22 protein-coding genes and 1 tRNA gene are annotated in these 25743 nt (G+C 65.4%); 15 read left to right on the forward strand and 8 right to left on the reverse strand.

Annotated elements, in window-relative coordinates; genetic code table 11:
- Nucleotide 1: 1 nt before the first annotated feature.
- The 5 genes from EV667_RS15995 to EV667_RS16015 form a co-directional block, all read right to left on the reverse strand.
- Nucleotides 2–1786, reverse strand: a complete 1785-nt coding sequence (locus EV667_RS15995; protein WP_131836273.1) for a thiamine pyrophosphate-binding protein — start codon at nt 1784–1786, stop codon at nt 2–4.
- 84 nt (nt 1787–1870) lie between these two features.
- Nucleotides 1871–2707, reverse strand: coding sequence for a sugar phosphate isomerase/epimerase family protein (locus EV667_RS16000; protein WP_131836274.1), 837 nt, complete (start codon nt 2705–2707; stop codon nt 1871–1873).
- 39 nt (nt 2708–2746) lie between these two features.
- On the reverse strand, nt 2747–3667 hold the full coding sequence (locus EV667_RS16005) for an NAD-dependent epimerase/dehydratase family protein (protein ID WP_131836275.1): 921 nt from the start codon (nt 3665–3667) through the stop codon (nt 2747–2749).
- A 38-nt stretch (nt 3668–3705) separates the two neighbouring features.
- On the reverse strand, nt 3706–4758 hold the full coding sequence (locus EV667_RS16010) for a Gfo/Idh/MocA family protein (RefSeq protein WP_131836276.1): 1053 nt from the start codon (nt 4756–4758) through the stop codon (nt 3706–3708).
- A 56-nt stretch (nt 4759–4814) separates the two neighbouring features.
- Nucleotides 4815–5504, reverse strand: a complete 690-nt coding sequence (locus EV667_RS16015; RefSeq protein ID WP_131836277.1) for a hypothetical protein — start codon at nt 5502–5504, stop codon at nt 4815–4817.
- 97 nt (nt 5505–5601) lie between these two features.
- On the opposite strand from EV667_RS16015, the gene EV667_RS16020 reads away from it, so the two are divergent.
- From EV667_RS16020 to EV667_RS16080, 13 genes are all read left to right on the forward strand, one after another.
- Complete coding sequence (locus tag EV667_RS16020; RefSeq protein WP_131836278.1) at nt 5602–6534, forward strand: NAD-dependent epimerase/dehydratase family protein; 933 nt, start codon at nt 5602–5604, stop codon at nt 6532–6534.
- A gap of 8 nt (nt 6535–6542) precedes the next feature.
- A complete protein-coding gene (locus EV667_RS16025; protein WP_131836279.1) occupies nt 6543–8312 on the forward strand; it encodes an FAD-dependent oxidoreductase in 1770 nt (589 codons plus the stop codon).
- A 343-nt stretch (nt 8313–8655) separates the two neighbouring features.
- A complete protein-coding gene (locus EV667_RS16030; RefSeq protein WP_131836280.1) occupies nt 8656–10422 on the forward strand; it encodes a tetratricopeptide repeat protein in 1767 nt (588 codons plus the stop codon).
- 659 nt (nt 10423–11081) lie between these two features.
- Nucleotides 11082–11579 (forward strand): RNA polymerase sigma factor, encoded by a 498-nt coding sequence (locus EV667_RS16035; RefSeq protein WP_131836392.1) that lies wholly within the window; start codon nt 11082–11084, stop codon nt 11577–11579.
- 86 nt (nt 11580–11665) lie between these two features.
- Nucleotides 11666–12619 (forward strand): FecR family protein, encoded by a 954-nt coding sequence (locus tag EV667_RS16040; RefSeq protein WP_165901623.1) that lies wholly within the window; start codon nt 11666–11668, stop codon nt 12617–12619.
- 106 nt (nt 12620–12725) lie between these two features.
- Entirely contained in the window at nt 12726–15194 is a 2469-nt protein-coding gene (locus EV667_RS16045; RefSeq protein WP_131836282.1) for a TonB-dependent receptor, read from the forward strand.
- 140 nt (nt 15195–15334) lie between these two features.
- Nucleotides 15335–16162: a (2Fe-2S)-binding protein gene (locus EV667_RS16050; protein ID WP_245516185.1), complete on the forward strand. Its 828-nt coding sequence runs from the start codon at nt 15335–15337 to the stop codon at nt 16160–16162.
- A complete protein-coding gene (locus EV667_RS16055; protein WP_131836284.1) occupies nt 16159–17091 on the forward strand; it encodes an iron-siderophore ABC transporter substrate-binding protein in 933 nt (310 codons plus the stop codon). The genes EV667_RS16050 and EV667_RS16055 overlap by 4 nt, the downstream gene beginning before the upstream one ends.
- On the forward strand, nt 17078–18103 hold the full coding sequence (locus EV667_RS16060) for a FecCD family ABC transporter permease (RefSeq protein WP_245516186.1): 1026 nt from the start codon (nt 17078–17080) through the stop codon (nt 18101–18103). Before EV667_RS16055 ends, EV667_RS16060 begins: the two co-directional genes overlap by 14 nt.
- The gene (locus EV667_RS16065; RefSeq protein ID WP_131836285.1) at nt 18100–19053 is read left to right on the forward strand and encodes a FecCD family ABC transporter permease; all 954 of its coding nucleotides are present in this window, start codon (nt 18100–18102) and stop codon (nt 19051–19053) included. The genes EV667_RS16060 and EV667_RS16065 overlap by 4 nt, the downstream gene beginning before the upstream one ends.
- A gap of 13 nt (nt 19054–19066) precedes the next feature.
- Nucleotides 19067–19885, forward strand: coding sequence for an ABC transporter ATP-binding protein (locus EV667_RS16070; RefSeq protein WP_342636724.1), 819 nt, complete (start codon nt 19067–19069; stop codon nt 19883–19885).
- Nucleotides 19886–21148, forward strand: coding sequence for a YfjI family protein (locus EV667_RS16075; protein ID WP_280960227.1), 1263 nt, complete (start codon nt 19886–19888; stop codon nt 21146–21148).
- A gap of 406 nt (nt 21149–21554) precedes the next feature.
- Nucleotides 21555–22379, forward strand: a complete 825-nt coding sequence (locus EV667_RS16080; protein ID WP_131836394.1) for a terminase small subunit — start codon at nt 21555–21557, stop codon at nt 22377–22379.
- Here EV667_RS16080 and EV667_RS16085 read toward each other — a convergent pair.
- Both EV667_RS16085 and EV667_RS16090 read right to left on the reverse strand, forming a co-directional pair.
- Nucleotides 22339–22413 (reverse strand) — tRNA-Glu (locus tag EV667_RS16085). The two genes, EV667_RS16080 and EV667_RS16085, sit on opposite strands and share 41 nt — an antisense overlap.
- A gap of 135 nt (nt 22414–22548) precedes the next feature.
- On the reverse strand, nt 22549–22887 hold the full coding sequence (locus tag EV667_RS16090; RefSeq protein ID WP_131836288.1) for a DUF6476 family protein: 339 nt from the start codon (nt 22885–22887) through the stop codon (nt 22549–22551).
- Here EV667_RS16090 and EV667_RS16095 point away from each other — a divergent pair.
- Both EV667_RS16095 and rpoH read left to right on the forward strand, forming a co-directional pair.
- Nucleotides 22886–23929 (forward strand): RluA family pseudouridine synthase, encoded by a 1044-nt coding sequence (locus EV667_RS16095; protein WP_131836289.1) that lies wholly within the window; start codon nt 22886–22888, stop codon nt 23927–23929. The genes EV667_RS16090 and EV667_RS16095 overlap by 2 nt on opposite strands.
- A 152-nt stretch (nt 23930–24081) precedes the next feature.
- A complete protein-coding gene (gene rpoH, locus EV667_RS16100) occupies nt 24082–24993 on the forward strand; it encodes an RNA polymerase sigma factor RpoH (RefSeq protein WP_131836290.1) in 912 nt (303 codons plus the stop codon).
- Nucleotides 24994–25062: 69 nt separating this feature from the next.
- Here rpoH and EV667_RS16105 read toward each other — a convergent pair whose 3' ends face one another.
- Nucleotides 25063–25521: a CBS domain-containing protein gene (locus tag EV667_RS16105; RefSeq protein ID WP_131836291.1), complete on the reverse strand. Its 459-nt coding sequence runs from the start codon at nt 25519–25521 to the stop codon at nt 25063–25065.
- Between the last annotated feature and the right edge of the window lie 222 nt (nt 25522–25743).

A 25743-nucleotide genomic window follows, 5' to 3' on the forward strand; every position in this document is an offset into this window, starting at 1 on the left:
ACTATGGACGCCACGGCTGGCCGAAGGCCGGCTCGGGATGGGGCAGCGGGGGCAATTGCCAGGTGCCGACGGAAGTCGGCCTCACATTGGCATCGACTTCGGCGTCGATGACGAAAGGCCTGTTGCTGGCGATGGCGTGTTTCAACGCATCGGCAAATTCATCCGAACGGCCAACTTTGACGCCTTCCACCCCGCAGCTGCGGGCCATCGCGGCGAAATCGGGGTTGTAGGCGGCCCCGTTGGGACCATGCCGGAAACTCGTGCCGATCTCGCGCCCGCCGAAGGCCCCGAGCTGGAGGTCGCGGATCGCACCCCAGGCATAGTTGTTCCAGATCACCCAGACGACCGGGATGTCATATTCCACGGCGGTGCACAGAACGTGAGGCGTCATGGTGAAGCCGCCGTCGCCGACGACAGCGACGCAGGGGCTCTGCGGCGAGGCGAGCTTGGCGCCGAGTACGCCGGAGACCCCGAACCCCATGGCCGAGAAGCCCCAGGAGTTCAGCATCCGCTGCGGGCGGCGGGCGCACCAATACTGCATGAACCAGTTGTGATGAACGCCGGAATCGCAGACCAGGATCGTGTCGTCCGGTACCACCCTCTGTACATCCGCCACCACGCGCTCGGGCCGCATCGGGCTGGTGTCCAGCGAGAATTGCGGCGCGGTATGCCGTGCCCATTCCTGCTTCCAGGCAGAGATACGCTCGCCCCAGGGGCGGGTGCGGTTGCGGCAGGCCTCGACCCCACCGCGCCGGCCAATTTCCGCCAGCACCTGCCGCAGGAAAGTCCGCGCGTCGGCGGCGATGCCAAGTTCCGGCACATAGTTTCGGCCGAGCTCCGCGACATCGATGTCGACATGGATAAGGCGCGTGGGCGGCATGTTCCAGGAATAGCCCGGCAACCAGGAACTTGAGGAGCGATCGTCGAAGCGGGCCCCGATGGTGAGCAGCACATCGCAGCGTCGGCCCGCCTCATTGGCCGCCCAGGTGCCGTTTCGACCGATGAAGCCGAGGCTGAGCGGATGGGTCATGTCGAGCGTGCCCATCGCGTTCGGCGACATCGCCACCGGGATATTCAGCGTGTCGACGAGGGCGGTCAGCTCTGTGCCGCTCTCCGAGAGGGTGACGCCGTGGCCAACGAAAAGCAGGGGGCGCTCCGCCTTGAGCAGCATGTCCACTGTGCGCGCCACGTCCTCCTCGCTCGCCCCCATACGGCTGGCGCCGGTGAGGCTGCGGGGAGCCGGCAGTTCGACGTCGTCCTCCTCCTGGAAGACGTTGTAGGGCACGTCGAGATTGACCGGCCCCGGCCGGCCCGAGGTCATCAGGTGCATGGCCTGCCGCATCGCGGTGGGCAGCATGTCGACGCGGCTCGGCTGGAAGCTGCGCTTCACATAGGGCCGCACGACGGAGGGAAAATCCGCCTGATGGTGTTGGTAGGCTTCCTGGAACGGTGCGCGGTTGAATTGGGATGTCGGCACATTGGCGGTGATCGCGAGAAAGGCCGAGGAATCCGCCTGCGCGCAAGCCAACGACATCGGCATGTTCGCCGAGCCGGGACCGCAGGAGGTGAGCGTTGCGACAGGGCGGTGCGCCACCCGGAAATAGGCGTCGGCCATGTGCCCGGCCGTCTGTTCATGCCGGGGCGAGATCAGCTTGATCTTGTCCTGGCGGTCATAGAGCGCGTCGAGCATGCCAACATTGCCATGGCCGCAAATACCGAAAACATAGGGGACGCGCTCTTGGATGAGCGTGTCCGCGATGACGTCGGCTCCCTTCATGCGAGGCATGAACTTCCCTCCTGCCCGTCGCTGGTCGCGGCGGGACACCAGATATTCGTCAATGGCTGTGGCGCGCCGGCTGCCGGCGCAGGCTCACGCCGCGAAGCGGTTCGCCCAGCCGACCTCTTCGAGGCGGCGGATGCTGTCGAGTATTTCCGCGCTCGGCTGCTCGGAGACGCCGATGATTTCGAGCACGGGGCGCTCGGTCCAGCCGATGGCGGCGAGGTCTTCGATGAGCGCGCCAAAGTCCATCGTCCCGTGACCGACCGGGTCGTGCTTGTAGACCTTCGTGCCGGTATCGGAGAGATGCACGAGCTTGAGCCGGTCGCCGCACCGCTTCAGTGCCGCGCGAATGTCTTCCTTGATGAACGCGCCGTTGGCGAGATCGTAGAGGATGCCCACGTCGTCGGAGCCGTAACCCTCGACGACCGTGAGCAGACCCTCGGCATCCGGGAGGAAGGCGAAGGGCATGTTCTCGACGAGAACCTGCGTGCCCGCCTTCTGCGCCAGCGGCACAAGCTGGTCGAGCGCACGGTAGAAATGGCCAATCAGCTGGTCGCGCGGCATCGGCATCAGGGGATTGACCTTGCCGGGCCCGATGAGCACCTGCCGCGCGCCGAATTCACCGGCGCACTCGACCATGCGGGCCATCATCCTGATCGAATGTTCCCGCATCTCCGGCGCGGCGGCCGCGATGTTGATGTCGATATTCGGCTGGTTGACCGACTGGATGTGCAGGTTGCGGCTCGCGATGAACTTGCGCAGCGCGGCACGCGCGCCAGCGTCCATGTCCGGCATCCAGAGATGGCCGGGATACATCATGAGCTCGAAGGCCTCGAACCCGTGATCGGCAAGCTCGGCCATGGCCTCCTGCGCGGTGCGGTTCAGCGTGTAAGCGTAGAGATTGATCACGTAGTCGGAGCGGGCCATCGGTTTTCTCCGGGCGTCATTGCGAGCGAGGCGGCGGCGTCAGGCGGCAGGCGCCGTTCGTCCCCAGCGTTTGGCCTCCGGCACCTTGGCGTAGAGCTTGCGCCAGTCGCTCTTCGGCTCGTAGCCCAGCACGTCGCGGGCATGGCTGATGTCGAAGACGGGAGCGTACGGTTCGTTCTGGAACACCGCGGCGTTCTTGACCGGGAGATCGCGCCCGATGCGCTCGCGCATCATCTCGAGCGTCGGGCGCGCGGCCAGCGAGTCCGCGGCGGCGATGAAGAAGGTGTCGTAGCTCACATCGGTGAGTTCAAGGCTCTTGCGGAACGCCTGGGCAACGTCTTCCGGCTCCACATAGGCCCAGAAGTGATAGTTCTGCGGGTCCGCGCCGCGCGCTTCGAGCTCCGGCCATTCCGGCTCGAACACGATGTGGGTCGGGCGGATGACGATGACCGACATCTTGCCGCGCACCGCGTAGCACCGGCACATGACCTCGGTTACTTCCTTGCTGAGCGAGTAGAACTCGATCGGCCGCAGCACATGGGCTTCGTCCACCGGCAGGTATTGCGGGTCCCAGTCCGGCGGGTTGTAGTGGAGCCCGGTCGCGGCGTCGCTCGACGCGACGGCGACACGCTTGACGCCGGCATCTTCCGCCGCCTGAAGGACGTTCCACGTTCCCTGCACATTGGTGTTGAAGGTGATATCCGCCGGCGCCGTGCGCGGATTGGGAATGGCGGCCAGGTGGATCACCGCGTCATGCCCGGCAAAGGCGCGCTTCAGCCCTTCGAAATCGAGCACGGTCGACTCGACGAAGGCGACATCCTTCTGCACCGGCGGCCGGATGTCGATGACGGTGACATTGGCCCGGCCCGCGAGTTCATCGACGACAAAGCGACCGAGGCGGCCGCTGCCGCCCGTCACGGCGACTTTTCCCAGATGCATGTCCTTGGGTCCCATTTTCATGTTCTTGTTCGTTCCGACCGACGCCTGAGAGAACTTGCTCAGGCCGCCTGCCGGCTGGCGATTTCATCCATGGCGATGTGGCGCCGCTCGGCTGCCGAGCGATAGACCGCCTCCTCCACCATCACGTTGCGGAGGTAGTCCTCGACGCGGTTCTCCAGTGGCGTGCCCTGCGTGAGATGATCGATCACATGGCGCTGGAGGCCATAGACGGCGTCTCCGGCGTACCCGCGATCGTGCCATTCATAGACATGCTCGCTCTCGTCCTCGCCGCGTCGGCGCACGAAGATGCGGCCATCGCCGTCGAGGCGGATCGCGCCATTCTCGGCATCGAGCGCGAACTCGCCCATGGTCAGGCGTGGATTGCGCGCGCGGCAATCGGCGAGCCGGTTTCCGTCGAGCAGACCGGCCGTCGATCCCGCGAAATCGAAGATCACATAGCCCGCATCCTCCCCGGCAATCGCCGGGTTCAAACGGCGCAGGCGCGCCGAGACGCCGGTGATCTCACCGACGAGGAAGCGAAACACGTCGATCATGTGGATGCCGGTCTCATGGATGAGGAAGCGCGGCATCTGCTGGAAATAGGGCTGGCGATCGAGATAGGCGGACGGCCCCTGTCCATCGCCGGGGCGCATGCGGAAGGCGATGTTGTAGATCGCTCCGAGCGAGCCGCCTTCGATGATCCGCCGGATCTCCCGAAACCAGGGTTTGAACCGCCAGTTCTCGTGAACCACGACAGGAACGCGGCCGGCGCGCGCAACATCGACCATGCGCAGGGCATCCGGCAGATTAGGTGCCAGCGGCTTCTGCGTGATGGCGGGAATGCCGCGCTTCAGGGCGGCTTCCACCAAGGGCAGATGCGTCTCGGGCGGCGAGATGATGTCGACGAGATCGGGCCTGAGTTCGTCCAGCATGCGCTCGGCATCGTCGAATACGGCGCCGACGCCGAACTCACCGGCGAAAGCCGCGGCTCGTTCGCGGTTCCGCGCGTAGGCGAGCCCCACCAGCTCCACCTCGGGAATGCGGTTCCACGCCTCGTAGTGATAACGGCCGAAGAAGCCGGTGCCGATCGTCGCCAGTCGGATGCGCTGCATGTTCCGCCCCCTCGTGCTGGCTCAAACTCTAATTTCTTATTTTAGCATGTCAACTCTCATTGTGGGATAAACTCGCGTTCGAGCACCATGTCGAGCTGGTACTGGCCACATTGCATGTCCGGATGGGCGCCAGCTTCGGAGAGGTCGCGCTGATCCGAGAGGCGGGTCGCCAGCCGCGCAATCGTCTTGGAATCCGACGCCCAGACCACCAGCGTCCAGGCCTCTACGCGATCCTCAGCGCCACGAATGACGCGCTCCGTCGAGCGGATGGTCGTGATGTCGTGCACGGCCTCCCACAGCTCGGCCCTCAGAAAGAGCGGCTCCGCGCGGAGGCTCGGGAACAGTTCCTCGCCCACATAATTCCGCAGATCATGCTCGCGACCGGCCTCCGGCCGCATCCGCAAGGTGAGCGCGTAGCCGCCCTCCGCCCCTTGCAGGGCAACGCTTGCGTGGCACACGGTGCGAGAATTGGCCCGGAAATGCGGCATGCAGTGCCGCGTCCATTCGGTCGGCGCATTGACTCGGGCGAGATAGGACTCGCTCCCCAGGACCTGCGGCGATTGCGTCTCGTAATAGATGAACAGCGCGGGTTCGCCGGCGATCGCGCTATGGCGGCGGGCGCGCACAAATCCCGGTATCGACACACGCTCGATGTGATGCTCGCGATTGTACCATTCGAGAACCGCGTCCTCATGGCCGGGCTCGATATCGTGCCAGATCGCCAGAATGCCCTTTGTCCGCAACACGTCCTCCCGTCATCAAGCTTGCGACAATATAGATTGACATCCGAGTTTTTGAAAAGCTAGCGTCGAGGTCCTTGAAATGGTGTGAGGCGGACCGATCATGAGCCGGCGTATTCTTGTTACCGGAGCCTGCGGCTATCTCGGTCGGCATGTGGTGCGCGAAGCGGCCAGCCTCGGGGAGGTGTCGGCGCTCGACATGGTCGGCGAGGAGGTCTCGACACCGCCGGAACTGTCACGGCTGTGGCGCGCAAGCGTGCTCGAAGCCGACATTCTCGCGCGCGCCTGCGAGGGGATGGACACCGTGATCCACCTCGCCGCCATGGCCAACATCTTTGCCGGGACGCCGGCCGACATCATGCGGGTGAATGTGGTCGGCACCTGGAACGTTCTTGAGGCCGCCGAGGCCGCCGGCGTCCGGCGGGTCGTGCTGTGCTCGAGCGACTCGGTAACCGGCCTCACCGTCCGTCCGGACTGCATGACGCCGCCGCGCTATTTGCCGATCGACACCGACCACCCCTCCCGCCCCACCGATCCCTACGGCCTCAGCAAGAAGCTCGGCGAAGAGGCGGGACGCTGCATGGCGGACCGTGGCCGGCTTGAGGTGATGGTGTTGCGGCCGGTCTATGTCCTTTACCCGCGCGTCGTTGACGAGGTGCTGCGCCGCGCCCGCGATCCGGGAAGCTACGTGCCATCGCTCGACCCGGTGTCGCCAAAAGCCGGCGGCGGGCCGTTCTGGCACTATGTGAAGCCCGAAGATGCCGCTTGTGCCTTCCGCCAGGCCGTGGATGCACCGATGTCGCAGCCCTTCGAGCAGGCCTTCGTCCTGGCCGACGAGACATTGCACCCCAGGCCGACGCTTGAGCGCGCGCGGGAACTGTTCGGCCATGTCCCGGAAATCCGCGACGCGCGCCTCTATGAGGACAATCCCTACGCGCCGATCTTCGACACCGGCGCCGCGAGGCGTCTTCTGGGCTTCACGGCTCCCACCGGCATGCGCGCCGCCCTTCATGAACGGCTGCGCGAAACCGTCTGAGGCCAAGCATGCCCGTCCCGGAGGAATGGCACGAAAGCGTCGATGTGATCGTGCTGGGCAGCGGTGGCTCCGGCCTCACGGCCGCGCTTGTCGCCGCCGTCGAAGGGCGGCGGGCGCTGGTGCTGGAGCGCACCGACCGCATCGGTGGAACGACCGCCTATTCGTCCGGCACGCTCTGGGTGCCCGGCTACAGCGCCGACGCGTCGCAGGAGGAGCAGAACCACGCCTCTGCCGATGCTGGGACTTATCTCGATGCCCTGGTGGGCGACAAGGCGCCACGGGATCTCAGGGAAGCCTTCCTGCGCGAAGGCCCGCGCATGATGCGCTACCTTTCCGGGCAGACGCAGGTCGCCTTCCGTACCTACCGAACGAGCCCGGACTATTATCAGGAACTTGCGGGCGCCAGTGCTGGAGGACAGGCGCACGAGCCCCTGCCCTTCGATGGCCGCACGCTTGGCGCCGCCTTCGCGCGACTGCGCGACCCGATCCCCGAGCTCATGCTGTTCGGCGGCATGATGCTCACCCGCGGCGAGGCCGCCCGGCTGCGTGAGGCGTGGCGCTCGCTCGATGGGCTTGCGCTCGGCGCTCGACTGGTCGCCCGCTATGCCCGGGACCGGCTGCGCCATCGCCGAGGAACGCGTCTTGTTCTCGGCAACGCGCTCGTCGCCCGCCTTCTGGCCTCGCTGGTGGAGCGCGGCGGGGAGGTAAGATGCTCGCAGAACCCGACCGAGCTGGTAGTCGAGAGCGGACGGGTGCGCGGCGTGGTCGTCGAAACACCTGGCGGAGTTGGGCATATCCAGGCACGCGACGGGGTCATTCTGGCCGGCGGGGGCTTTCCGGCTAACGCCAGCTGGCGGCAACGCCACATTCCGCCCCCGGTGCCCACGCACAGCCCGGCCTGTCCGTCCTGCGTCGGGGAAACCATCCAGCTCGCACTCGATGCCGGCGCGGCCCTTCGTGCGCCGGGCGGCGGAAACGCGGTGTGGTTCCCGAGTTCCATCGCCACGCGACGCGACGGATCGACGGCGGTTTTTCCGCACATCGTTCTCGACCGCGCCAAGCCGGGCCTGATCGCCGTGGACCGATCCGGAAGGCGCTTTGCGAACGAGGCCGCCTCCTATGACAGGTTCTCGCGCGCGATACGAAGCGCGGAGGCGAGCCAGCCGACGATTCCCGCCGCGCTCGTCTGCGATGCCCGCTTCCTGTGGCGCTATGGGCTCGGCATGATCCGCCCGATGACCTTCTGGCTGCGCCCCCATCTCGCCAACGGCTATCTCAAGCGGGGCGACGCTCCCGCCGAACTCGCGAAGGCGCTCGGCGTCGACCCCGACGGGCTGTCGGCAACCATCGCCCGCTGGAACGAGATGTGCGCCCACGGGCGCGACGAGGATTTCGCCAAGGGCGACAGTATTTATGACCGCTCCAACGGTGACATCGTCCGCGGTCCCAACCCGTGCATGGCGCCGCTGGAAAAGGCGCCGTTCTACGGCGTGCTCGTCTATCCCACGCCTGTCGCCACCAGCCTCGGCCTGGCCGCGAACGCGCAGGCGCAGGTGCTCGACGACGACGGGCGCGCAATCCCGGGGCTTTATGTCTGCGGCAATGACATGAGCGCCGCGATGGGCGGAGAATACCAGGGGCCCGGCGGCCAGCTCGGTCCGGGCATGACTTTCGCCTATATCGCCGCGCGCCACGCCACCAATCCGATGCCAAGGCAATCCACGCCGGCGACGCCACGGATGAGCATTAGGGTAGCCTCGAGTCCGAAGTGCCGGTAACCGGCCACATCGAATGCCTGCATTCGCCGATAGGAGCCATGGCGAAATAAGCGGATGCCTTGCGCAGGATCTCGTTCGCCTGCCGCAACTCGCGGTTCTCGCGCTCAAGGGCCTTCAGCTTTGCCGACATAACCGGCCTTCGTTTCAAGGTCGAATAGTCATCGGATGCTGCCGATGGGGAAGTACGAACATGTACGTACCTTCAATGACGAGGCCTGCGACGCAGCGAGTCAGCCATATTCGAGGAGCGATGCCTTTCCCGATCGCGGGGCGCAACCAACTCGGTGCGTTTGTCGTTTAAAAGTGTTTAGCTTCGTCCGACGTCTCTATGCGCCGAATGTGAGTGAAGGCTGTGCCGGGTCGAGTGTTCGCCTCTCTGGACAGGGTCGGCCCGGATGCGCCGACAGCCGAAGATGTGCGTGCGGCACTCGCCGCAATCCTGTCCAGCCCAAGTTTCGAAGCGAGTCCAAGGCGCCGGAATTTTCTGAGCTTCATCGTCGAACAGACACTTTCCGGCAAGGCTCACACACTCAAGGGATTCACCGTCGCCGTTGGCGTCTTTGGCCGCGATGAGAGCTTCGATGCGCAGGCCGATCCTGTCGTTCGTCTGGAAGCCGGCCGCCTCAGGCGTGATCTGGATTCCTATTATGTCGAAGCCGGCCGTCATGACCCTGTGCGCATTTCGATCCCGAAGGGATCCTATGTGCCGCGGTTTGATCGGAATTCGCCGGATAGCGGGCAGGGCATCGTGGTTGCGCCAGCATCGGACGTCGTACCGCCTAGAGCCGTGCGTCCACCGGGTTGGGGGCGCGTTGCGGCGATCGTTGTACTCGGGGCCGTCCTTCTCATCGTCGTAGGCGTTGCCGGCTTTCGATGGACGGTAGCTCCAACCTCCGAGCCATCGGCATCTGGGCGCGGTCCCGCTGTAATGGTGCTCCCGTTCACCGCGTCGGGGGGCGGTGCGGTGGCGCAGGGTCTGGCGGATGGCGTCGGAGAAGACCTGATCGGCGATCTGATGCGCTTCCCGAGTTTCCGCGTCTATGTTCCGCCGATCCGGACCGCCTCCGACCGCCCATCCACCCCCCCATTTGCGGAGGTGGAGGCGGATTACGTCATTCGTGGCAGTGTTCGCGGGGATGTCCCCCTGGTGCGCGTTGCCGTGCAATTGTCGAAGGCGGCCACCGGCGAGGTTCTTTGGTCGGGATCCTATGACCGGCAGTTGGAGCCGGGCGCATTGATCGCCGCACAAAGAGAAATTGCAGGCGAGATAGCGACCGTGCTGGGGCAACCTTACGGAGCGATAAACGCCGATCTGCTCCAGCAAAAGATGCCGGCGGTGTCCAGTATGCAGAGCTACCTGTGCGTGCAGCAGGCCTACAGGTACCGTCGCAGTTTCTCGCGCAGCGAGGCCGCACCGATCCTCCAATGCCTTGACGAGGCCGTTCGGCGCGACCCGGGTTACAGCGAAGCCTGGGCGATGCTTGGTTGGCTCTATCTCGATCGCGGCCGGTATGGCGACATTGACGACGCGGCACGCCTGAGAGAGTACGATCTGGCTTTCGATGCGGCCTCGCGGGCGGTGAAGATCGAGCCCGACAATCCCGTCGCCCTCAAGGCACTCTCGTCGATTGAACACTATATGGGGCGCTACGAGGACAGCCAGCGCCTTGCGCGGCAGGCGGTCGAGATCAACCCGAATGACCCTGATGCTCTCGCCCAACTGGGCTGGCGTCTGGCAGTGCGCGGCGCTTTTGACGAGGGGATCCCGATCCTGACGCAAGCGATCCAGCGCACGCCCAATCCTCCGGGCTGGTACTTTCACCTGATCGCAGTCGATCATTACCTGCGCGACGAATACCCACAAATGCTTGCGGCTGCTCAGCGATCGGCCGTGGGTGGGTCCGCCGTCAGTCAAATGTTGATGGCAATCGCAAATGCCGAATCAGGTAATCGCGAGGCGACGCAAGTAGCGCTCACGGAGATGGAGAAGACGAAGATCCTCGCGCGCGACCCCGCAGCGTATCTCCGCCGAGCGGGTGCTACGGATCAAATTATCGAAGCGCTGCTGAGGGGGCTGGGGCGAGCTCGAAGCCTTGCCAAGGCACAATAGTTCATTGCCTCTAACACCGCCACGTCTGAGCGCGATCTGCATGACCGCTCGCGTTATCGGCCCGGTGCTGCCGGCGTCGATATGACTGGCCAGATGCACCGGTCGCGACCGCTCTGACCCAAGGAAGTCGTGGGGAGCGCTTCATTTTCAACGTTTGCTAGAAGGCATTGTAACCAACGTCCTCCGCGAAGGTGCCGAACCGCCCCACCTCGCCAATGTCCCTTTTGGGCTGCGGCCGTTGCCAGATCAATGGCCGAGAAGGCGACGCTTTGCTGACAGACGGCTCCGGGGCCGGTGGCAGACTGTCCGCTATTGGGGACTTCAAACGAGAAGCGGACATATCGCCGATGAATGTTCGATGCCGAAACTGACCCTAAGCCGGCATTGATAACGTCCGGTCTTGGGTCGTTTCCCGCTGGGCTTGTAGGTCGGGCGTGACGCGAGACCATCGCCTGGATGGTCGGAGGCTGACCGGCGCCTTTGTATAAAACGAGAGAAAATAATCGCAGATCATCGAGCATTGATCACGTCAAAACGATCTTAGAGATAATATAAACAATAAAAAGAAATATTACAATATAGGCCCAGGATATTGATTTCTGGTTTGATTGGCACCTAAGAACCTTCACCCCTGTTGGGGTGAGGCGGGTAGGTTCCCAATGCGCAGTAAGGATCGGTTGCGAGCACTTTTCGTGTCTGAGCGCTCGTCGGTGCTTGGGTTTTTCCGCCGCGCGACCGGCTCCGCCGCCATTGCGGAAGACTTGACGCAGGAGACCTTTCTGCGTCTTGCCGCAATCGATGTCGCCGCGCTGGCCAATCCGTCGGCCTATCTGCGCCGGATTTCGTCCAATCTCATCGCCGACGTCAACCGCAGCCATGTCCGCCGCCGGCTGGCCGAGGCGGAGATCAACGACCTGCTCGACGTGCCGGATCCCGGCGCCGACCCCGAAGCCCTTCTGATCGCTCGGGACAGTGTCGACCGCGTGCTCATCGCACTCGCCGAACTGCCGCAAAGGCGGCGCGACATCTCTCTGGCCTCGCGGCTCGAAAATGTGCCGCACCGCGAGCTTGCCGAGAGGTACGGGATCTCCACACGAACTGTCGATATCGAAATCCGGAAGGCGCTCGAGACCTGCGCCCAGTGCCTGCTGGACTAGGCGTCGCACCAATGGTCTCCCCGGTCTTCCCGATATCGCCTATACAGGCCGGCGAGCTTCGCTTGGACGAGCGGTTTTTGGGCGCGATGGAAACGGATGACGGTACGGTGGGCGGCACGAACGGTGGCCGAAGGGAACTCGATGCCCTGCAGCACGAGGCCATCGGCTGGGTGACCCGCCTCACCTCCGGCGAAGCGACGGTCGAGGATGCTCAGCAGCTCCAAGCCTGGCGCGGACGCAGCCGGGCGCATGAGGAGGCGTTTCGTCTCGCCAGCCAGACATGGCGTCACGCCGGCTTTGCAGCGAGCGCCAATCTCCGCCGCCCGGCGCCGACCCGTCGGCTCGTGCTCGCTGGAGTTGGGACGGCGCTTGCCGCCGGCTGGGCCGGGGTTTCGCTCGGGCTGCTCCCCGGCCTCGATCAGATTATGTCGGACTACGCGACCGGGGTTGGCGAGCAGGCCAGGTTCGCCCTCCCGGACGGCTCCATGATTCATCTCGACGGCGCCACCGCGCTTGATGTCGAGCTGACCGAGGATTCGCGTACAGCGAAGCTGGTAAACGGCGCCGCCGCCTTCGACATTGCTGCCGGCGCCCTCCCTTTCCGTGTCACCGCCGGTCCCTGCGTGATTTCCGCCAACGATGCCGACTTTACCCTCACAGCCGGGTCCGGACCGATCCGCATCGAATGTACCCGTGGCAGTCTCGCCATTTCGGGTGACGTCACCGCCCGGCTCGATGCCGGCGAGCGGATCATCCTTGCCCCCGACCACCCGACAGTGGTGGAGCCGATGAACCCGACCCTGGCTGGAGCATGGCGGCGCGGGCTTCTGGTGTTCGAGAACCGTCCGCTCGCCGAGGTCGTCGACGACATCAACCGCCATCGCCGTGGCCGCGTCGTGCTGGCACGACCGGGCCTTGGAAATCGGCGGGTGGACGGTGTGTTCCATCTCCAGCGCCCAGAAGAGATCGTAGAAAACCTCGTCGCCGCGCTCGCGCTTACCGAGACACGGCTTCCCGGAAACATCGTCATCCTGACGTAAATTTTTTTGCCGTAGGGGATTCGCATTCCCCGCGCGCCGTCGTCTTACCTAACGGGGCGCCCCGACGCGCTCCCTGGGGCTTAAAGACGATGGGGATTACTGGACTATGACCGCAAGCAGCCTGATCGCGCGCGCGAACCGACGCCGGCTCCTAAACCATCGTCAACATCTGCTCGCCGGCTGTGCGCTGATTGCTCTGGCGAGCGTCGCGGCACCCAGCCCCGGTGCCGCGCAGACCCAGGCTGCGGCGGCGCAGATCTCAGTCTACGCAATCCCCGCCGGCCCGGTCTCCGGCGCACTCGCGGCCTTCGGCGCGGCCAATGGCGTGCAGATCGTCTATGACAGCTCGATTGCCCAAGGGCTGCGCTCTCCCGGCGTGCGTGGCGCACGCACCAGCGAGCAGGCATTGGCGGAGCTGCTGGCCGGCACCGGCCTCAACTGGCGCTTCACCTCGCCGCGTTCGGTGACCATCGAGGCCTCGGTGCCGAGCACAGCCTCGGTCGTGGTCGGCGAGGACATGATCGAACTCGACGCCATCACCATTTCCGGCGAGAAGCTGACCCGCGACCTCGCCAATGTCTATTCGAGCGTTGGCGTCGTCACAGGCGAGCAGTTCTTCGACTACGCGATCGAGGACTTGAACGGCGCGCTCAATAAACTCGCCAACACCCGCGTTTCCGGCTCCAATCGCGGCTCCAGCGGCATCGTCATCCGTGGTCTGTCGTCCCAGGGCCTCACCTCGCCGACCAATTCCTCTCCCACCATTGCCTTGATCGTCGATGGTGCCTCGCAGAACGGCGAAGGTATTCAGCGCGGCAATCGCGGCACCTGGGACGTTGCCAATGTCGAGGTGTTCCGTGGGCCGCAATCAACCTTGCAGGGCCGCAACGCCATGGGCGGCGCGGTGGTGGTCAACACCAATGACCCGACCTGGCACTGGGAGGGTGCGGCCGAGTTCGACTATCTGGATTCGTCCGATTCCGGTTATCAAGGCAGTGGCGCGTTCATGCTGTCCGGTCCGCTAGCGGAGAACCAGCTCGCCTTCCGCGTCGCTGGCCAGTATCTGGAAGGTGATCGCGGGATCGCCTTCGCGGATCCCCTGAATGGGCCCCTGGACAATGACGAGTTTTCCAGCCTGCGCGCCAAAGTGCTGATTACGCCGGAACAGCTCGATGGCTTCGAGGCGCTGATCACCGTCAGCTACAATTCCGACAAGCCGGGCTTCCCGGTGGCGTCTGGCCCGAACTTCTTCGACCGCCGCTTCAATAGCGACGTCTCGGCGGCGGAACTGCGGTATACCGACGTCACGACCGTGATCGCCGACGTATCCCAGCAACTCTCGGAAGGGGTCAAGCTGCGCTCGGTCACGGCCTATATCGAAACCGATGCCGACATCTCCAGCCTGCCGGGCTCGACATTGTATCTGCGTGACGAGCTGCGCGCCGGGGAGGACTTCACCGAAGATCTTCGCCTCGAACTCGAAGAGGGTGTCCGCCCGCTAAGCGGTGTCATCGGGTTCAACTATGGCCGGTTCAGCAACAAGCCGGACTCCGAAATCTCCGTCGCCGCGCCGGAATACGGCATCTTCGATCCGATCCTCTACCAGGAGTTGGACAGCCGCAATCTGATCACTTCCTACGCAGCGTACGCCGATCTGCGCTACGCGCTGGATGAGCGCTGGACTGTGCTGTTCGGTGGCCGTCTCGGCTATGAAACAGTAGAGAACCAGGCAGACGGACGGACTCTCAACCTGTTTGAGACGATCATGACCGGGATACCGGCTTACGAGTCCTCCAGTTATGACGCCGACGTCGGTTACCTCGTGGCGCTGCCCAAGATCGGTATCGCCTACGCGATCGATCCTAAACAGACGGTAGCCTTCACGGTGAGCGAGGGCTTCCGCGCCGGCTTCACGGCGGTCGATGGCAGCGGTAATGTCTATGAGGTCGATCCCGAGAAGCTGTGGGCCTATGAGGTGGCCTATCGCTCCAAGTGGCTGGACGACCGGTTGGAGGCCAACGCCAATGGCTTCTATTACAAGTATAGCGACCTGCAGACCGACGTCGACGACCCCATCCTCGGCTATCCGCAGACCATCACTGCCAATGTGGGCAAGGCCCACGCCTATGGTGGCGAAATCGAGCTTCGCGCGCTGGTGACGCAGGAATTCACCGCCTTCGCTTCGGTGGGTCTGCTCAAGACCGAATTCGACAGCGCCGTTCCGGCTGTCGGAATCGAGGTCGGAGGTGAATTCCCCGAAGCGCCGTCGGTGACCTTCAACATTGGCGGCATCTACCGCCATGCCTCCGGCGTCTTTGTATCCGCTGATCTTGCCTATACCGATAGCTACTATTCCACAGCCGACGTCGCCAATACAGCGGATGAACAGATCTCGGCCTTCACCATCGTCAATGCCGCGATTGGCTATGAGGCGAAGAACTGGTCGATGACTCTGTTCGCGAAAAACATATTCGACGAGGCGTATCTGACCGGGATCTCGGTGAGCGGCAGCTCATCCTCAGCAACCGTCGGCGACGGACGCATGATCGGCGTGCGTGCCCGGGCGACGTTCTGAACCTCGCCGGTGACAAGGCCAATGCCATGAGCGGATGGACAGACGACCGTGAGAACACCACCGCGGCGGCGCGAGAGCTTCGCGCCGCCTTCGGCGTCATGGCGCAGCATTGGCCCTTGCCGCAGGTGGAGATCGGGCCCATGGCGCCCGGCTTCATGCCCGTCCCGGCGCTATTCGCCGACGACCGGTTCCTCGCCAAAATGCTGGCGCGCCAGCAGGCGGGTACGCCCGGCCTCGACGCCAAGGGCGCGGCGGCGTACTTCATCTCCGAATATGCTGGCGTGCTCGGCATTGCCGCCGCCTCGCCCTACCTGTCGCACGGGCTGGTCCCGGCGTTCGTGCCGGAGAACTGTGCGCTGGCCTTCGAACTGCCTGCTGAGGGCAGGCCGAGGGTGCGGCTGCGACTGCTCGACCCGCGCTGCGTCACCGGCAGGCCGGGCCAATCGCGGCACGGCGCAAGTTGCCGTCCTGTCGATCGGGAGGGCTTGCGGAGCGAGCTACGCGAGGGGCTGGAGGCCCATATGGAGCCTCTAATCCATCGTCTGCGAGGGCGCACTGGCCTGCCTTGGCAGGCGATGTGGCGCCTTGTCTCGGATTCCGTCGCCGCCCGTTTTCTGGAAGCCGGCCGGCAGTTCGGATGCGAGGAGGAAGCGCAGGCCGAAGCGCTCGCCATATTGAAGGCGCCCGGCTCGCCGCTCGCCAACCGACAGCTGCACTTCTTCGAGATCGTCATACGCGACGAGGCGAGCCCGGGCCGCATCGTCGCCCGCCGCAGCTTCCGCGCGCGCGGCGGCTGCTGCCGGTTCTACACGGCGCCGGGCGGATCTTACTGCTCGAGCTGCGTGCTGGTTACTCCGCACGAACGCCGTCGACGCATCGAGGCGCAGATGCGGCACCGGCTCGGCCTGCCCGCGCTCGAGGACACGGCCTCCGCCGATGCCGCACAGCCGAAAGACCTCTCCTCATGACAGTGCGGGCCATTTTATTTGCCTGCCTGACCGCGCTCGGCCTCTCGGTCACGCCGTCCCATGCGCAGGGCGGCTGCGACGGCCGGCTGATCGACGACCCCGACGTGCTGCACGCGCCGATCTGCGTGCCGAAGGATCCCGCGCGCATCGTTGTGCTGGACCCCACCTTCAGCCTCGGCATGGGGCTGGAGCTTGGCCTGCCGATCGTCGGGGCGCCGCTCAGCCTGATGAGCGACCGGATTCTTCGCGATGAGGCCGAGCGCCATGGCGTCGCCGATCTCGGCAGTTACTTCGAGCCGAATATCGAGCGGCTGGTCGCGCTCAAGCCCGATCTCATCATCGGCGTCTCCATGGCCGACAGCGCCTACCCGCTGCTCTCGCAGCTGGCGCCGACGTTGCTGATCTCGGCGGGGGACTGGAAGACCTTTCTGTCGCTTCTTGCCAGAGCCACTGGCCGCGAGCACAGGGCAGAGGAACTGCTTGCGGCCTATGACGCCCGCGTAGCGAAGTTGAAACCCCGCATTCCCGACCAGCGGGTCTCGGTGGTGCGAATTACCTCTTGGGATTTCCAGGTCAATCTCGACGGACCGAACACCTATGGCCCGTTCTTGGTGCTCCGCGATGTCGGCGTGCGGCGGACCGACTATGAGACAGCGCAGGGCGACGCGACGCTGAAGCGGCCTGACTGGGAGGAACTGAACAACCTTCAGGGCGACGTGCTGCTCTACATCGTCGGGGGCGCGAACAACTCAGACACCAATGGCCGGCATGAGGAAGTGACCGGCAATCCGCTTTGGCAGATGCTGCCGGCGGTGCAGGCCGGACGCGTCTATCGGGTCGATGCCGGCACGTGGATGGAGTTCAACGGAACAACCTCGGCGCATCGCGTGCTGGATGACATCGAGCGCCTGATCATTGCCAAACCTTGATGCCATCCTGCCGGGCCGCCGCAGGAACCGACGGGCACTCGGCCTTGTGCTGCTCATTGCCCTGGTGCCGCCGATGGCGTTGTGGGCCCTGACGGTAGGCAGTTCGCAGATCGCCCCCGGCATGTGGTTTGACGCCCTGATGCACCCGGACGGCTCGCGCGAACACATCGTGCTGCTGGACATACGCCTGCCCAGGATGCTGGCCGGACTTCTGGTCGGCGCACAGCTCGCGGTTGCCGGCGCCATCATGCAGGCGGTAACGGCTAATCCGCTGGCCTCCCCGGGTCTGCTCGGCATCAATGCCGGCGCCGCCTTCGCTGTCGTGCTGGCCCTCGCCTTCACCAGTATCGATGCCAGCGGCAGTCTGGTCTGGTTTGCATTCGGTGGAGCGGGTGTCGCGGGCGGCTGCGTCTATGCGCTGGGTTCGATAGGTCGCGGCGGTGCGACGCCACTGAAGCTTGCTCTGGCCGGCGCAGTGCTGACCGCGTTCCTGACCTCGGTGACCACCAGCCTGCTGCTGCTGGACCAGGGCACGCTGGACAATCTGAGGCTTTGGGCGGCCGGAAGCCTCATGGGGCGCTCGCTGGCGACCGTGGCGGAGCTCGCACCCTATGGCCTTGCCGGGCTGGCATGCGCTCTTGCCGCCGCGCGCCCGATCATGACGCTGAGCCTCGGCGGCGACGTTGCCAGCACGGTCGGCCAGAACGTGGTGCGGTGGCGGCTGCTCGCCGGCCTGCTGGTGGTGGTGCTCGCGGGCTCCGCCGTGGCCCTTGCCGGGCCGGTCGGCTTCGTCGGCCTCGTGGTTCCCCACGCCGCGCGGATGCTGGTGGGCGCCGACTACCGATGGATCATGGCCTATAGCGCGCCGCTCGGCGCACTGCTGGTGCTTGTTGCCGATGCCGGCATCCGCTGGCTTGTCGGCATCGACTTGCCGGTCGGCATCACCATGGCGCTGCTCGGCTCCCCGGTCTTCATCGCACTGGCGCGCCGGCGCAGCGGGATGATGCGATGAACCGCGGACTCGCACTCCTCGCCCTTCTCGTGGTGATCGCCGCAGCGCTGTCGCTGAGCTGGGGCGATAACGGGCTCGCACCACAGGACATTGTCGCGGCGCTGAGGGGCGATCCGATCGCCGCGATCATCCTCGGCACGGTACGTGCGCCGCGCGTCGCGACCGCGCTGCTCGTGGGCGCGTGCCTCGGCGTCGCCGGCGCCATCACCCAGGCCGTGATGCGCAACCCACTCGCCGAACCCGGCCTGCTGGGCATCAATAGCGGTGCAAGCCTCGGCGTCGCGCTGCTGGTGATCGGCGCGGAGGGAGCGGTCGGCCATCTCATGCCGCTCGCAGGCTTTGCGGGGGCGGCGGTCGCTGCGACCGCGATCTACGTGCTGGCCTGGCGAGGCGGCACATCCTCGATCCGGCTGATACTGGTCGGCATCGGCATCGGCGCGGCGACAGGCGCGGTTACCTCGCTCCTCACCGTGTTCGGCGACATCCGCGACGTCCAGCGGGCGCTCGCCTGGATGGCGGGCAGCATCTACAACGCCGACTGGACGAAGCTCGGATGGCTGGCCGTGTGGTCGCTTCCTGCTCTTGCCATCACGTGGTGCCTCGCCCGCGATCTCGATCTGTCCGCCTTCGATGACGATGTCAGCTGCGCGCTTGGCCTGCCGCTGCAAGCGATGCGCGCCGCGCTGATCGCCTTGTGCACCCTGCTTGCCGGGGCGTCGGTGGCGGCGGCAGGGCCGATCAGCTTTGTCGGCCTGCTGGCGCCGCAATTGGTCCGCGGCCTGTCCTCCCGCCACGCGGTCCGCCTGCCGGCCGCCGCACTCTGCGGGGCACTCCTGCTGGGCGGTGCCGATCTGGTAGGGCGGCTCGTGCAATTGCCCGCAGGTCTGCTGACGCCGGTGATCGGCGTACCGTTCGTCGGGCTCCTGCTATGGAGGCGAAGGAATGACTGAACCGACATCTCCGGTGCTGCTTCAGGCCCGCGACGTCACTATCGGCTATGACGGCCGGGACATCGTGAACCGCCTGTCGATCGGTATCGAGCGCGGACGGTTCACCGCCCTGCTCGGCCCGAATGGCTGCGGCAAATCCACCTTGCTGCGCGCCCTTGCGGGTCTGCTTGCGCCCAGAGCCGGCACGATCAGTCTGGAGGGGCAGCCGATCGCGCAGCTTTCGCGCAAGCAGCTGGCACGGCGACTGAGCTTTCTTCCCCAGATACCGCGCGCGCCGGATGACATCACGGTGCGCGATCTCGTGGAACAGGGCCGCTACCCGCATCGACGGCCGCTTGCCCCGTGGTCGGCAGCCGACCGGGCGGCCTGCACCGAGGCCCTCGAACTTACGCACATGGTGGCGCTGGCTGATCAGCCGCTCGCCGCGCTCTCCGGCGGGCAGCGCCAGCGTGCCTGGCTGGCGATGACGCTGGCGCAATCCGCCGACATCCTGCTGCTTGATGAGCCCACCACTTATCTCGACATGGCCCACCAGCTCGAGCTGCTCGCGCTGTTGCGGCGGCTGGTCGACGAGCGAGGCAAGACGATTCTCGCCGTCCTGCACGATATCAACCAGGCCGGGCAGTTCGCCGACAAGCTGGCTCTGCTGAGCAACGGCTCCATCGCGGGCATGGGCCGCGCCGTCGATGTCATAACCCCCGAGACCATTCGAACGGTATTCCATGTCGACGGAATGGTGCTGCCCAATCCGATGGCGCCAGGACCGCTGTTCCTGCCGAGGACAGCGCTGACGATCATCGATGCCACGGGTGAGGATGCTACGCGAAGCTAGGTGCCTGCGCCGAAACTGTGTGGGTATGGCCAGAAAAGACCGCTCTCGCTTTTCATGGCGACGGTCGCGGCGTCGGGTGATCGCAAGAGCGCCACGGACAATGAGGCGACCCGCCCGGTCGTCCAGCGGGAAACTCAACTCGGTGCAGAGCACAAGGCGGCCCGCGCCGACTGGCGCGTGAAGTCCGCCGCCTGGGCTGCCGAAAAGCGGAAGATCGAGAACAACGCGAAGATTGGACTCGAGGAAAGGCAGGAGAGGCTGATGGGCATCGGTCCAGAGCCGGTCGAGCCTATCAGGCCGCTCATCCTCGTGGCCGACATCACCAGCGACGGTCTCACCAAAAATATGCCGGCGCTTCAGGGCTCGCTCGGCCTCTTTACCGCTGAAGGCAGCATGTTCACAGGCGGTCATGCCATGACCGATGACAACCGCCGGCGTACCGCCGCCCTTCTCTCCGAAGCATGGGATGGAAGTCCCATCAAGCGGGTCAGGGCGGGCGACGGGGTGTCGATCTTCAATGGGCGGCGGCTTGCCATTCACATCATGATCCAGCCGGGAGGGGCAGCGGACTTCCTGGGCAGCGAAGCTCTGCTCGATCAGGGCCTGCTGTCGCGCTTTCTCGTCGCCTCGCCAGAGAGCCTGGCCGGCACACGTTTCCATCGCGACGTTCCCTCAGACGTGGATGCGACGATCCGCCACTACAGTGCCCATCTGCTGCGCCTCCTGGAAGCCAAGCCGGCGCTTCTGCCCCCGGAGTACATTGTCAACGAGCTCAATCCGCGGGAACTGCCGATCGGCAAAGAGGCGTGTTCGGTCTGGATCGAATTCCACGATCGCATTGAGGGCTTGGTTGGCGCTGAGGGGCCGCTCGCGCTGATCCGCGGCTTCGCGGCGAAGGCAGCCGAAAATGCCGCACGGATTGCCGGGGTGCTGACGATCGTGGAGGACATCGACGCCCCCGAGATTGGCGGAGAGGCGATGCGGAATGCCATGCAATTGATGGATTGGTACGTTCAGGAACTCCTGCGCCTCAAGGGAGCAGCCCCTGTCGATGCCCGCATCGAGACCGCATTGAATCTGCTGAAATGGCTGAAGAAAGAAGGTGGCGACGTCGGCTTTAGCCGGATTCTGACGCATGGCCCCCATGGACTGCGATCCAAGCATAAGGCTGAGGAGGCTCTCGTGGTTCTCGTCGAGCACGGCTGGGTCGAGGAAATCTCGACGCGTCCGCGCCGTCTCAGGCTGACCGCGGGGGCGCAGTGATGGACTATGTCCCATTCACACCGTCCGCATCAGCGGCACCACGCGCGGCTTCGGCAGCGCTTCGCGGTGAGAGGCATCCGCCATGGACAACCAGCGCTGAGACCACGGCCAGAACCTTCGCCCTCCTTAGCGACGGGTTTAGCGGCACCCAGAACGGTCAAGTTACTGAAAACACACAACATAGCGGAGACCTTAGCCGTTTCGCCACTTTAGCGACGGCCGGATTCGCACAGCCGGATGCCTTTCGCGAGCGGGCTTCCATCGCCGAGTTCGACGGAGGCCTGCCACGCGCACATGCCGAGGTGCTAGCGGCCCTGAGCACGCTCGATCTCGGGCCAGAGGCTGCCGGGATCCTCAATATCGTGGCCAAGCGGCTCGAATTCCTCGCACAAGCCGGAGAACTCTCATGAAAGCCCGCAACCTCACCGCCAGGCAGCAGCGCTTCGTGGGCGAGTACCTGATCGACCTGAACTCAACGGCCGCAGCGGTTCGCGCAGGATACAGCGTCAGGACGGCCAATCGCATCGGGCCTGAGCTGCTTGGTAAAACTTGTGTCGCGGCTGCGGTGAAGGCCGCTATGGCGGAACGTTCGGCCCGTACCGAGATCGAGGCCGACGCCGTGCTGCGCCGCTGGTGGGACATCGCGACCGCGAATGCGGCTGATGTCATTCAGTACCGACACGGTGCCTGCCGCTATTGCTATGGCCTTGGCCACCTCTACCACTGGCGCTCGCCGCGCGAGTTCAGCGAGGCTGTTGCGGAAGCCGAATTGAAGAAGCGCCCCGCGCCGACATGCGACGGCGGCTTCGACTATGACCATACGCTCAGCCCGCACCCGCGATGCCCGGAGTGTAGTGGCCAGGGTGTCGGCCGTGTCCAGGCGACAGACACGGGCCAGCTATCCGGCTCCGCCCTTCTTCTATTCGATGGGGTCAAGGCCACAAGGGACGGCCTTGAGGTCAAGCTCCGCGACCGCGACAAGGCGCTGGAGAACGTGGCCCGTCACCTCGGCATGTTCAACGACAAGGTCAGACTTCAGGGCGACGCCGAGAACCCGCTCTCGCTGTTGATCAAGCAGAAGCGCCCGGAAGCTCGCCATGGCTCCCACAAGCATGGAAGCGCCTATTCCGTATATTTTCCGTACGTTTTGATTTTCTGCAACCGGCAGGGGCCTAACCCCTTGAAATTGCTGGCGCGCCCACGGGGAATCGAACCCCGGTTTTCGCCGTGAGAGGGCGACGTCCTAACCGCTAGACGATGGGCGCATCTAGGCAGGCCGGTCTGATAGAGCGGTTTTGCCGCGCAATCAAGGGGCTTGGCGGGGTGCCGGCGGCTTTTCCACCGGCCCGCACCGTCGATGCCTTGCGCGATGCCATGCGCCGCGCCCTCGCCGGCCGCGCTCAGGGTGCGCTGGCAAAGCCGAGGACACCGCGCGGCGCGCGGGTTTCAAGGTCGAACAAATGCGTTTCGATCCGGCCCTCGCGCGTCACCGTCACCGCGATGAGATCGCCGGCGACGACCGCCGCGCGCACGTCCGCGCCCTTTGGCAGCTGGATCGTGCCGGCGATTTCGGCCGGGACACTTTTCCTGCCGCTCATCAGCTTGTATCCGATGGCACCGAAGACGGCGAGAAAGCCCAGAAGCATGATAAGCCCCGAGAAGGCGGCGAAGCGGCGCATCCGGCGCAGCACGCGCTCGGCCGCCGGGTCGAGCTTGTCGTCTGGATCAGGAGAAGTCATGCCGGCACCGGAGCTCAACGAGGAGATGGACGATGTCGCGCCGGAGGTGGTCGCGACGCGCGTCGATATCACCGTCGGGCCGGAGGATGAAGGGCTTCGGCTCGATCGTGTTTTGGCGCGCCACCTGCCGGAGTTCAGCCGCACCCGCCTGCAGGCTCTGATCGCCGAGGGTCGGGTCCAGCGCGCGGGCCAGCCCGTTGCCGGCGGCTCGGCCAAGGCGGTGGTCGGCGAGAGCTACAGCGTCGAGGTGCCCGAGCCCGAGGACGCCACTCCGGCGGCGCAGGATATCCCGCTCGACATCGTCTACGAGGACGACCACCTGATCGTGGTCGACAAGCCCGCCGGCATGGTGGTCCACCCCGCCCCGGGCAGCCCGGACGGCACGCTGGTCAATGCGCTGCTGTTTCATTGCGGCAGCAGTCTTTCCGGCATTGGCGGCGTCCGGCGGCCCGGCATCGTCCACCGGCTCGACAAGGACACCTCGGGCCTCATCGTGGTGGCGAAGAACGACCGAGCCCATAAGAGGCTGGCCGCCCAGTTCGCCGATCACGGCCGCACCGGCCCGCTGGAGCGGGCGTATCTCGCCTTCATCTGGGGCGCGCCGGACCTGCCGAGCGGCACGGTGGACGCCCCCCTCGCCCGCCACCCCGTGGCCCGCGAGCGCATCTCTGTGCGGACCGGCGGACGCTTCGCCATCACCCACTGGCAGCGCCTCGCCACCTATGCGGACATGCAGGGCCGCCCGATCGCTTCCCTGGTCGAGTGCCAGCTGGAAACCGGCCGCACCCACCAGATCCGCGTCCACATGGCCCATATCGGCCATCCCCTGCTCGGCGACACGGTGTATGGGGTCGGCCAGCGCACCCGCGCCAGCCGGTTCCCCGACACCACGCGCGAGGCGCTCGACGGGCTCGGGCGGCAGGCCCTTCATGCCGCCCGGCTCGGCTTCGAGCATCCCGCCAGCGGCGAACTCATGGCGTTCGAGAGCGCCTTGCCGGCGGACCTCGCCCGCCTTCATCAGGCCCTCGCGGCAGGGGGCTGAGGGCGCCGCCGGCTCAACGCTTCGTGACCGTCGAGCGCCTTGCGCTTTCGCAAAATCGGCTCCTTCCTGCTAGTATGAGTAGAGGCCGGCTGAAAAGCGGCCGCATGCCGGTCGCCCGCTGATGGGGACCGTGAGACAAGGAGGGTGCAGTCATGGCCCGTTCCGCTATGAGCCTACCGTCCGCCGAAGGTGGCCTGAGCCGCTACCTCGCGGAAATCCGCCGGTTCCCCATGCTGGCACCGCAGGAAGAATACATGCTCGCCAAGCGCTGGCGCGAGCACGAGGATTCCGACGCCGCGCACCGTCTCGTCACCAGCCATTTGCGCCTCGTGGCCAAGATCGCCATGGGCTATCGCGGCTACGGCCTGCCGATCTCCGAGGTCATTTCGGAAGGCAATGTCGGGCTGATGCAGGCGGTGAAGCGCTTCGAGCCGGAAAAGGGATTCCGTCTCGCCACCTACGCCATGTGGTGGATCAAGGCCTCGATCCAGGAATACATCCTGCGCTCGTGGAGCCTGGTGAAGATGGGCACGACGGCGGCGCAGAAGAAGCTGTTCTTCAATCTGCGCAAGGCCAAGAGCCAGATTTCGGCGCTGGAGGAAGGTGATCTGCGGCCCGACCAGGTGCAGCAGATCGCGACCAAGCTCGGCGTCACCGCGCAGGAAGTGATCGAGATGAACCGCCGCCTCGGCGGCGACTCCTCGTTGAACTCCCCGCTTCGCGGCGATGTCGAAGGCGGCGGCGAATGGCAGGACTGGCTGGCCGACGATAGCGACAGCCAGGAATCGGTACTGGTCGAGCATGAGGAGATGGACAACCGGCGCAGTGCCCTGTCCGGCGCCCTCTCGGTGCTCAATGAACGCGAGCGCCGCATCTTCGAGGCCCGACGCCTGTCCGACGACCCGATGACGCTGGAGGACCTCGCCTCCGAGTTCGGCGTGTCGCGCGAGCGGGTACGCCAGATCGAGGTCCGGGCGTTCGAGAAGGTGCAGAAGGCGGTGATCGACCGCGTGCACCAGATGGAGACGGCGCCGATGCGACAGGACGTGTCGCCGGCGCTGTAGGCACGGCCGCGCGGTTCGACTCGGCAGATGAAGGGCGCCAGCGATGGCGCCCTTTTTCATGTGCCCGGTTCAGGCCGGCAGCGTGGTGTGGCTCGCCGCGGAGGGCTGCCCGACCCCGGCCGGTGCCGCGGCTGCGCGCACATCATGCGAAAGCACGTCGCGAATGCTGAGCACGCCGACCAGCTGGTGCTCTTCCATGACCGGGAGATGGCGCACATGGTGCTCCTCCATCAGCGCACGGACATGGTCGATACTGTCTTCCATGCGACAGGAGATCATGTTGCGCGACATCAGGTCGCCGACGGTGAGACGCAGCGCCCCGGCGCCACGCTCGGCCACGGCCCGCACCACGTCGCGCTCGGAGAAGATGCCGACGACAGTGACGCCCTCCGAGCCGCAGGCGTCCTTCACCACCACGGCGCCGATACGCTCGCGGTTGAGCAATGTTGCCGCCATTTCAACGGTTTCCGCCATGCGGATGGTTGGAACGCGGGCGCTTTTCAGCTTCATGAGATCGGCGACAAGCATGGCGTATCCCTCTGGTGGAGCCTCGACTGTCACGCTTCTTATTCTTTCGTCTAAGTCTGGTATGCAATACACACGGCGTCAATGAAATCTGTCGCGGCAGCGCAGCATCGGTGCCTGCGACGACAAACAAAAAGGCCCGCCGGTTGGCGGGCCTTTCGCGGGCTCGGGTGGGATGGGGGGAGGGTCGGGCGGGCGGGGCCGATCCGCCCCGCCGCCTCCGCC

The organism is Ancylobacter aquaticus (genome assembly GCF_004339465.1).
Taxonomy (GTDB): Bacteria; Pseudomonadota; Alphaproteobacteria; order Rhizobiales; family Xanthobacteraceae; genus Ancylobacter; species Ancylobacter aquaticus.

Bases quoted from the DNA above. Each gene is read 5' to 3' on its own strand.
- EV667_RS15995 (WP_131836273.1), bottom strand. From the start codon at position 1,786: ATGCCTCGCATGAAGGGAGCCGACGTCATCGCGGACACGCTCATCCAA.
- EV667_RS16000 (WP_131836274.1), bottom strand. From the start codon at position 2,707: ATGGCCCGCTCCGACTACGTGATCAATCTCTACGCTTACACGCTGAAC.
- EV667_RS16005 (WP_131836275.1), bottom strand. From the start codon at position 3,667: ATGAAAATGGGACCCAAGGACATGCATCTGGGAAAAGTCGCCGTGACG.
- EV667_RS16010 (WP_131836276.1), bottom strand. From the start codon at position 4,758: ATGCAGCGCATCCGACTGGCGACGATCGGCACCGGCTTCTTCGGCCGT.
- EV667_RS16020 (WP_131836278.1), top strand. From the start codon at position 5,602: ATGAGCCGGCGTATTCTTGTTACCGGAGCCTGCGGCTATCTCGGTCGG.
- EV667_RS16025 (WP_131836279.1), top strand. From the start codon at position 6,543: ATGCCCGTCCCGGAGGAATGGCACGAAAGCGTCGATGTGATCGTGCTG.
- EV667_RS16035 (WP_131836392.1), top strand. From the start codon at position 11,082: ATGCGCAGTAAGGATCGGTTGCGAGCACTTTTCGTGTCTGAGCGCTCG.
- EV667_RS16040 (WP_165901623.1), top strand. From the start codon at position 11,666: ATGGAAACGGATGACGGTACGGTGGGCGGCACGAACGGTGGCCGAAGG.
- EV667_RS16045 (WP_131836282.1), top strand. From the start codon at position 12,726: ATGACCGCAAGCAGCCTGATCGCGCGCGCGAACCGACGCCGGCTCCTA.
- EV667_RS16050 (WP_245516185.1), top strand. From the start codon at position 15,335: ATGGCGCCCGGCTTCATGCCCGTCCCGGCGCTATTCGCCGACGACCGG.
- EV667_RS16055 (WP_131836284.1), top strand. From the start codon at position 16,159: ATGACAGTGCGGGCCATTTTATTTGCCTGCCTGACCGCGCTCGGCCTC.
- EV667_RS16065 (WP_131836285.1), top strand. From the start codon at position 18,100: ATGAACCGCGGACTCGCACTCCTCGCCCTTCTCGTGGTGATCGCCGCA.
- EV667_RS16080 (WP_131836394.1), top strand. From the start codon at position 21,555: ATGAAAGCCCGCAACCTCACCGCCAGGCAGCAGCGCTTCGTGGGCGAG.
- EV667_RS16095 (WP_131836289.1), top strand. From the start codon at position 22,886: ATGCCGGCACCGGAGCTCAACGAGGAGATGGACGATGTCGCGCCGGAG.
- EV667_RS16090 (WP_131836288.1), bottom strand. From the start codon at position 22,887: ATGACTTCTCCTGATCCAGACGACAAGCTCGACCCGGCGGCCGAGCGC.
- rpoH (WP_131836290.1), top strand. From the start codon at position 24,082: ATGGCCCGTTCCGCTATGAGCCTACCGTCCGCCGAAGGTGGCCTGAGC.
- EV667_RS16105 (WP_131836291.1), bottom strand. From the start codon at position 25,521: ATGCTTGTCGCCGATCTCATGAAGCTGAAAAGCGCCCGCGTTCCAACC.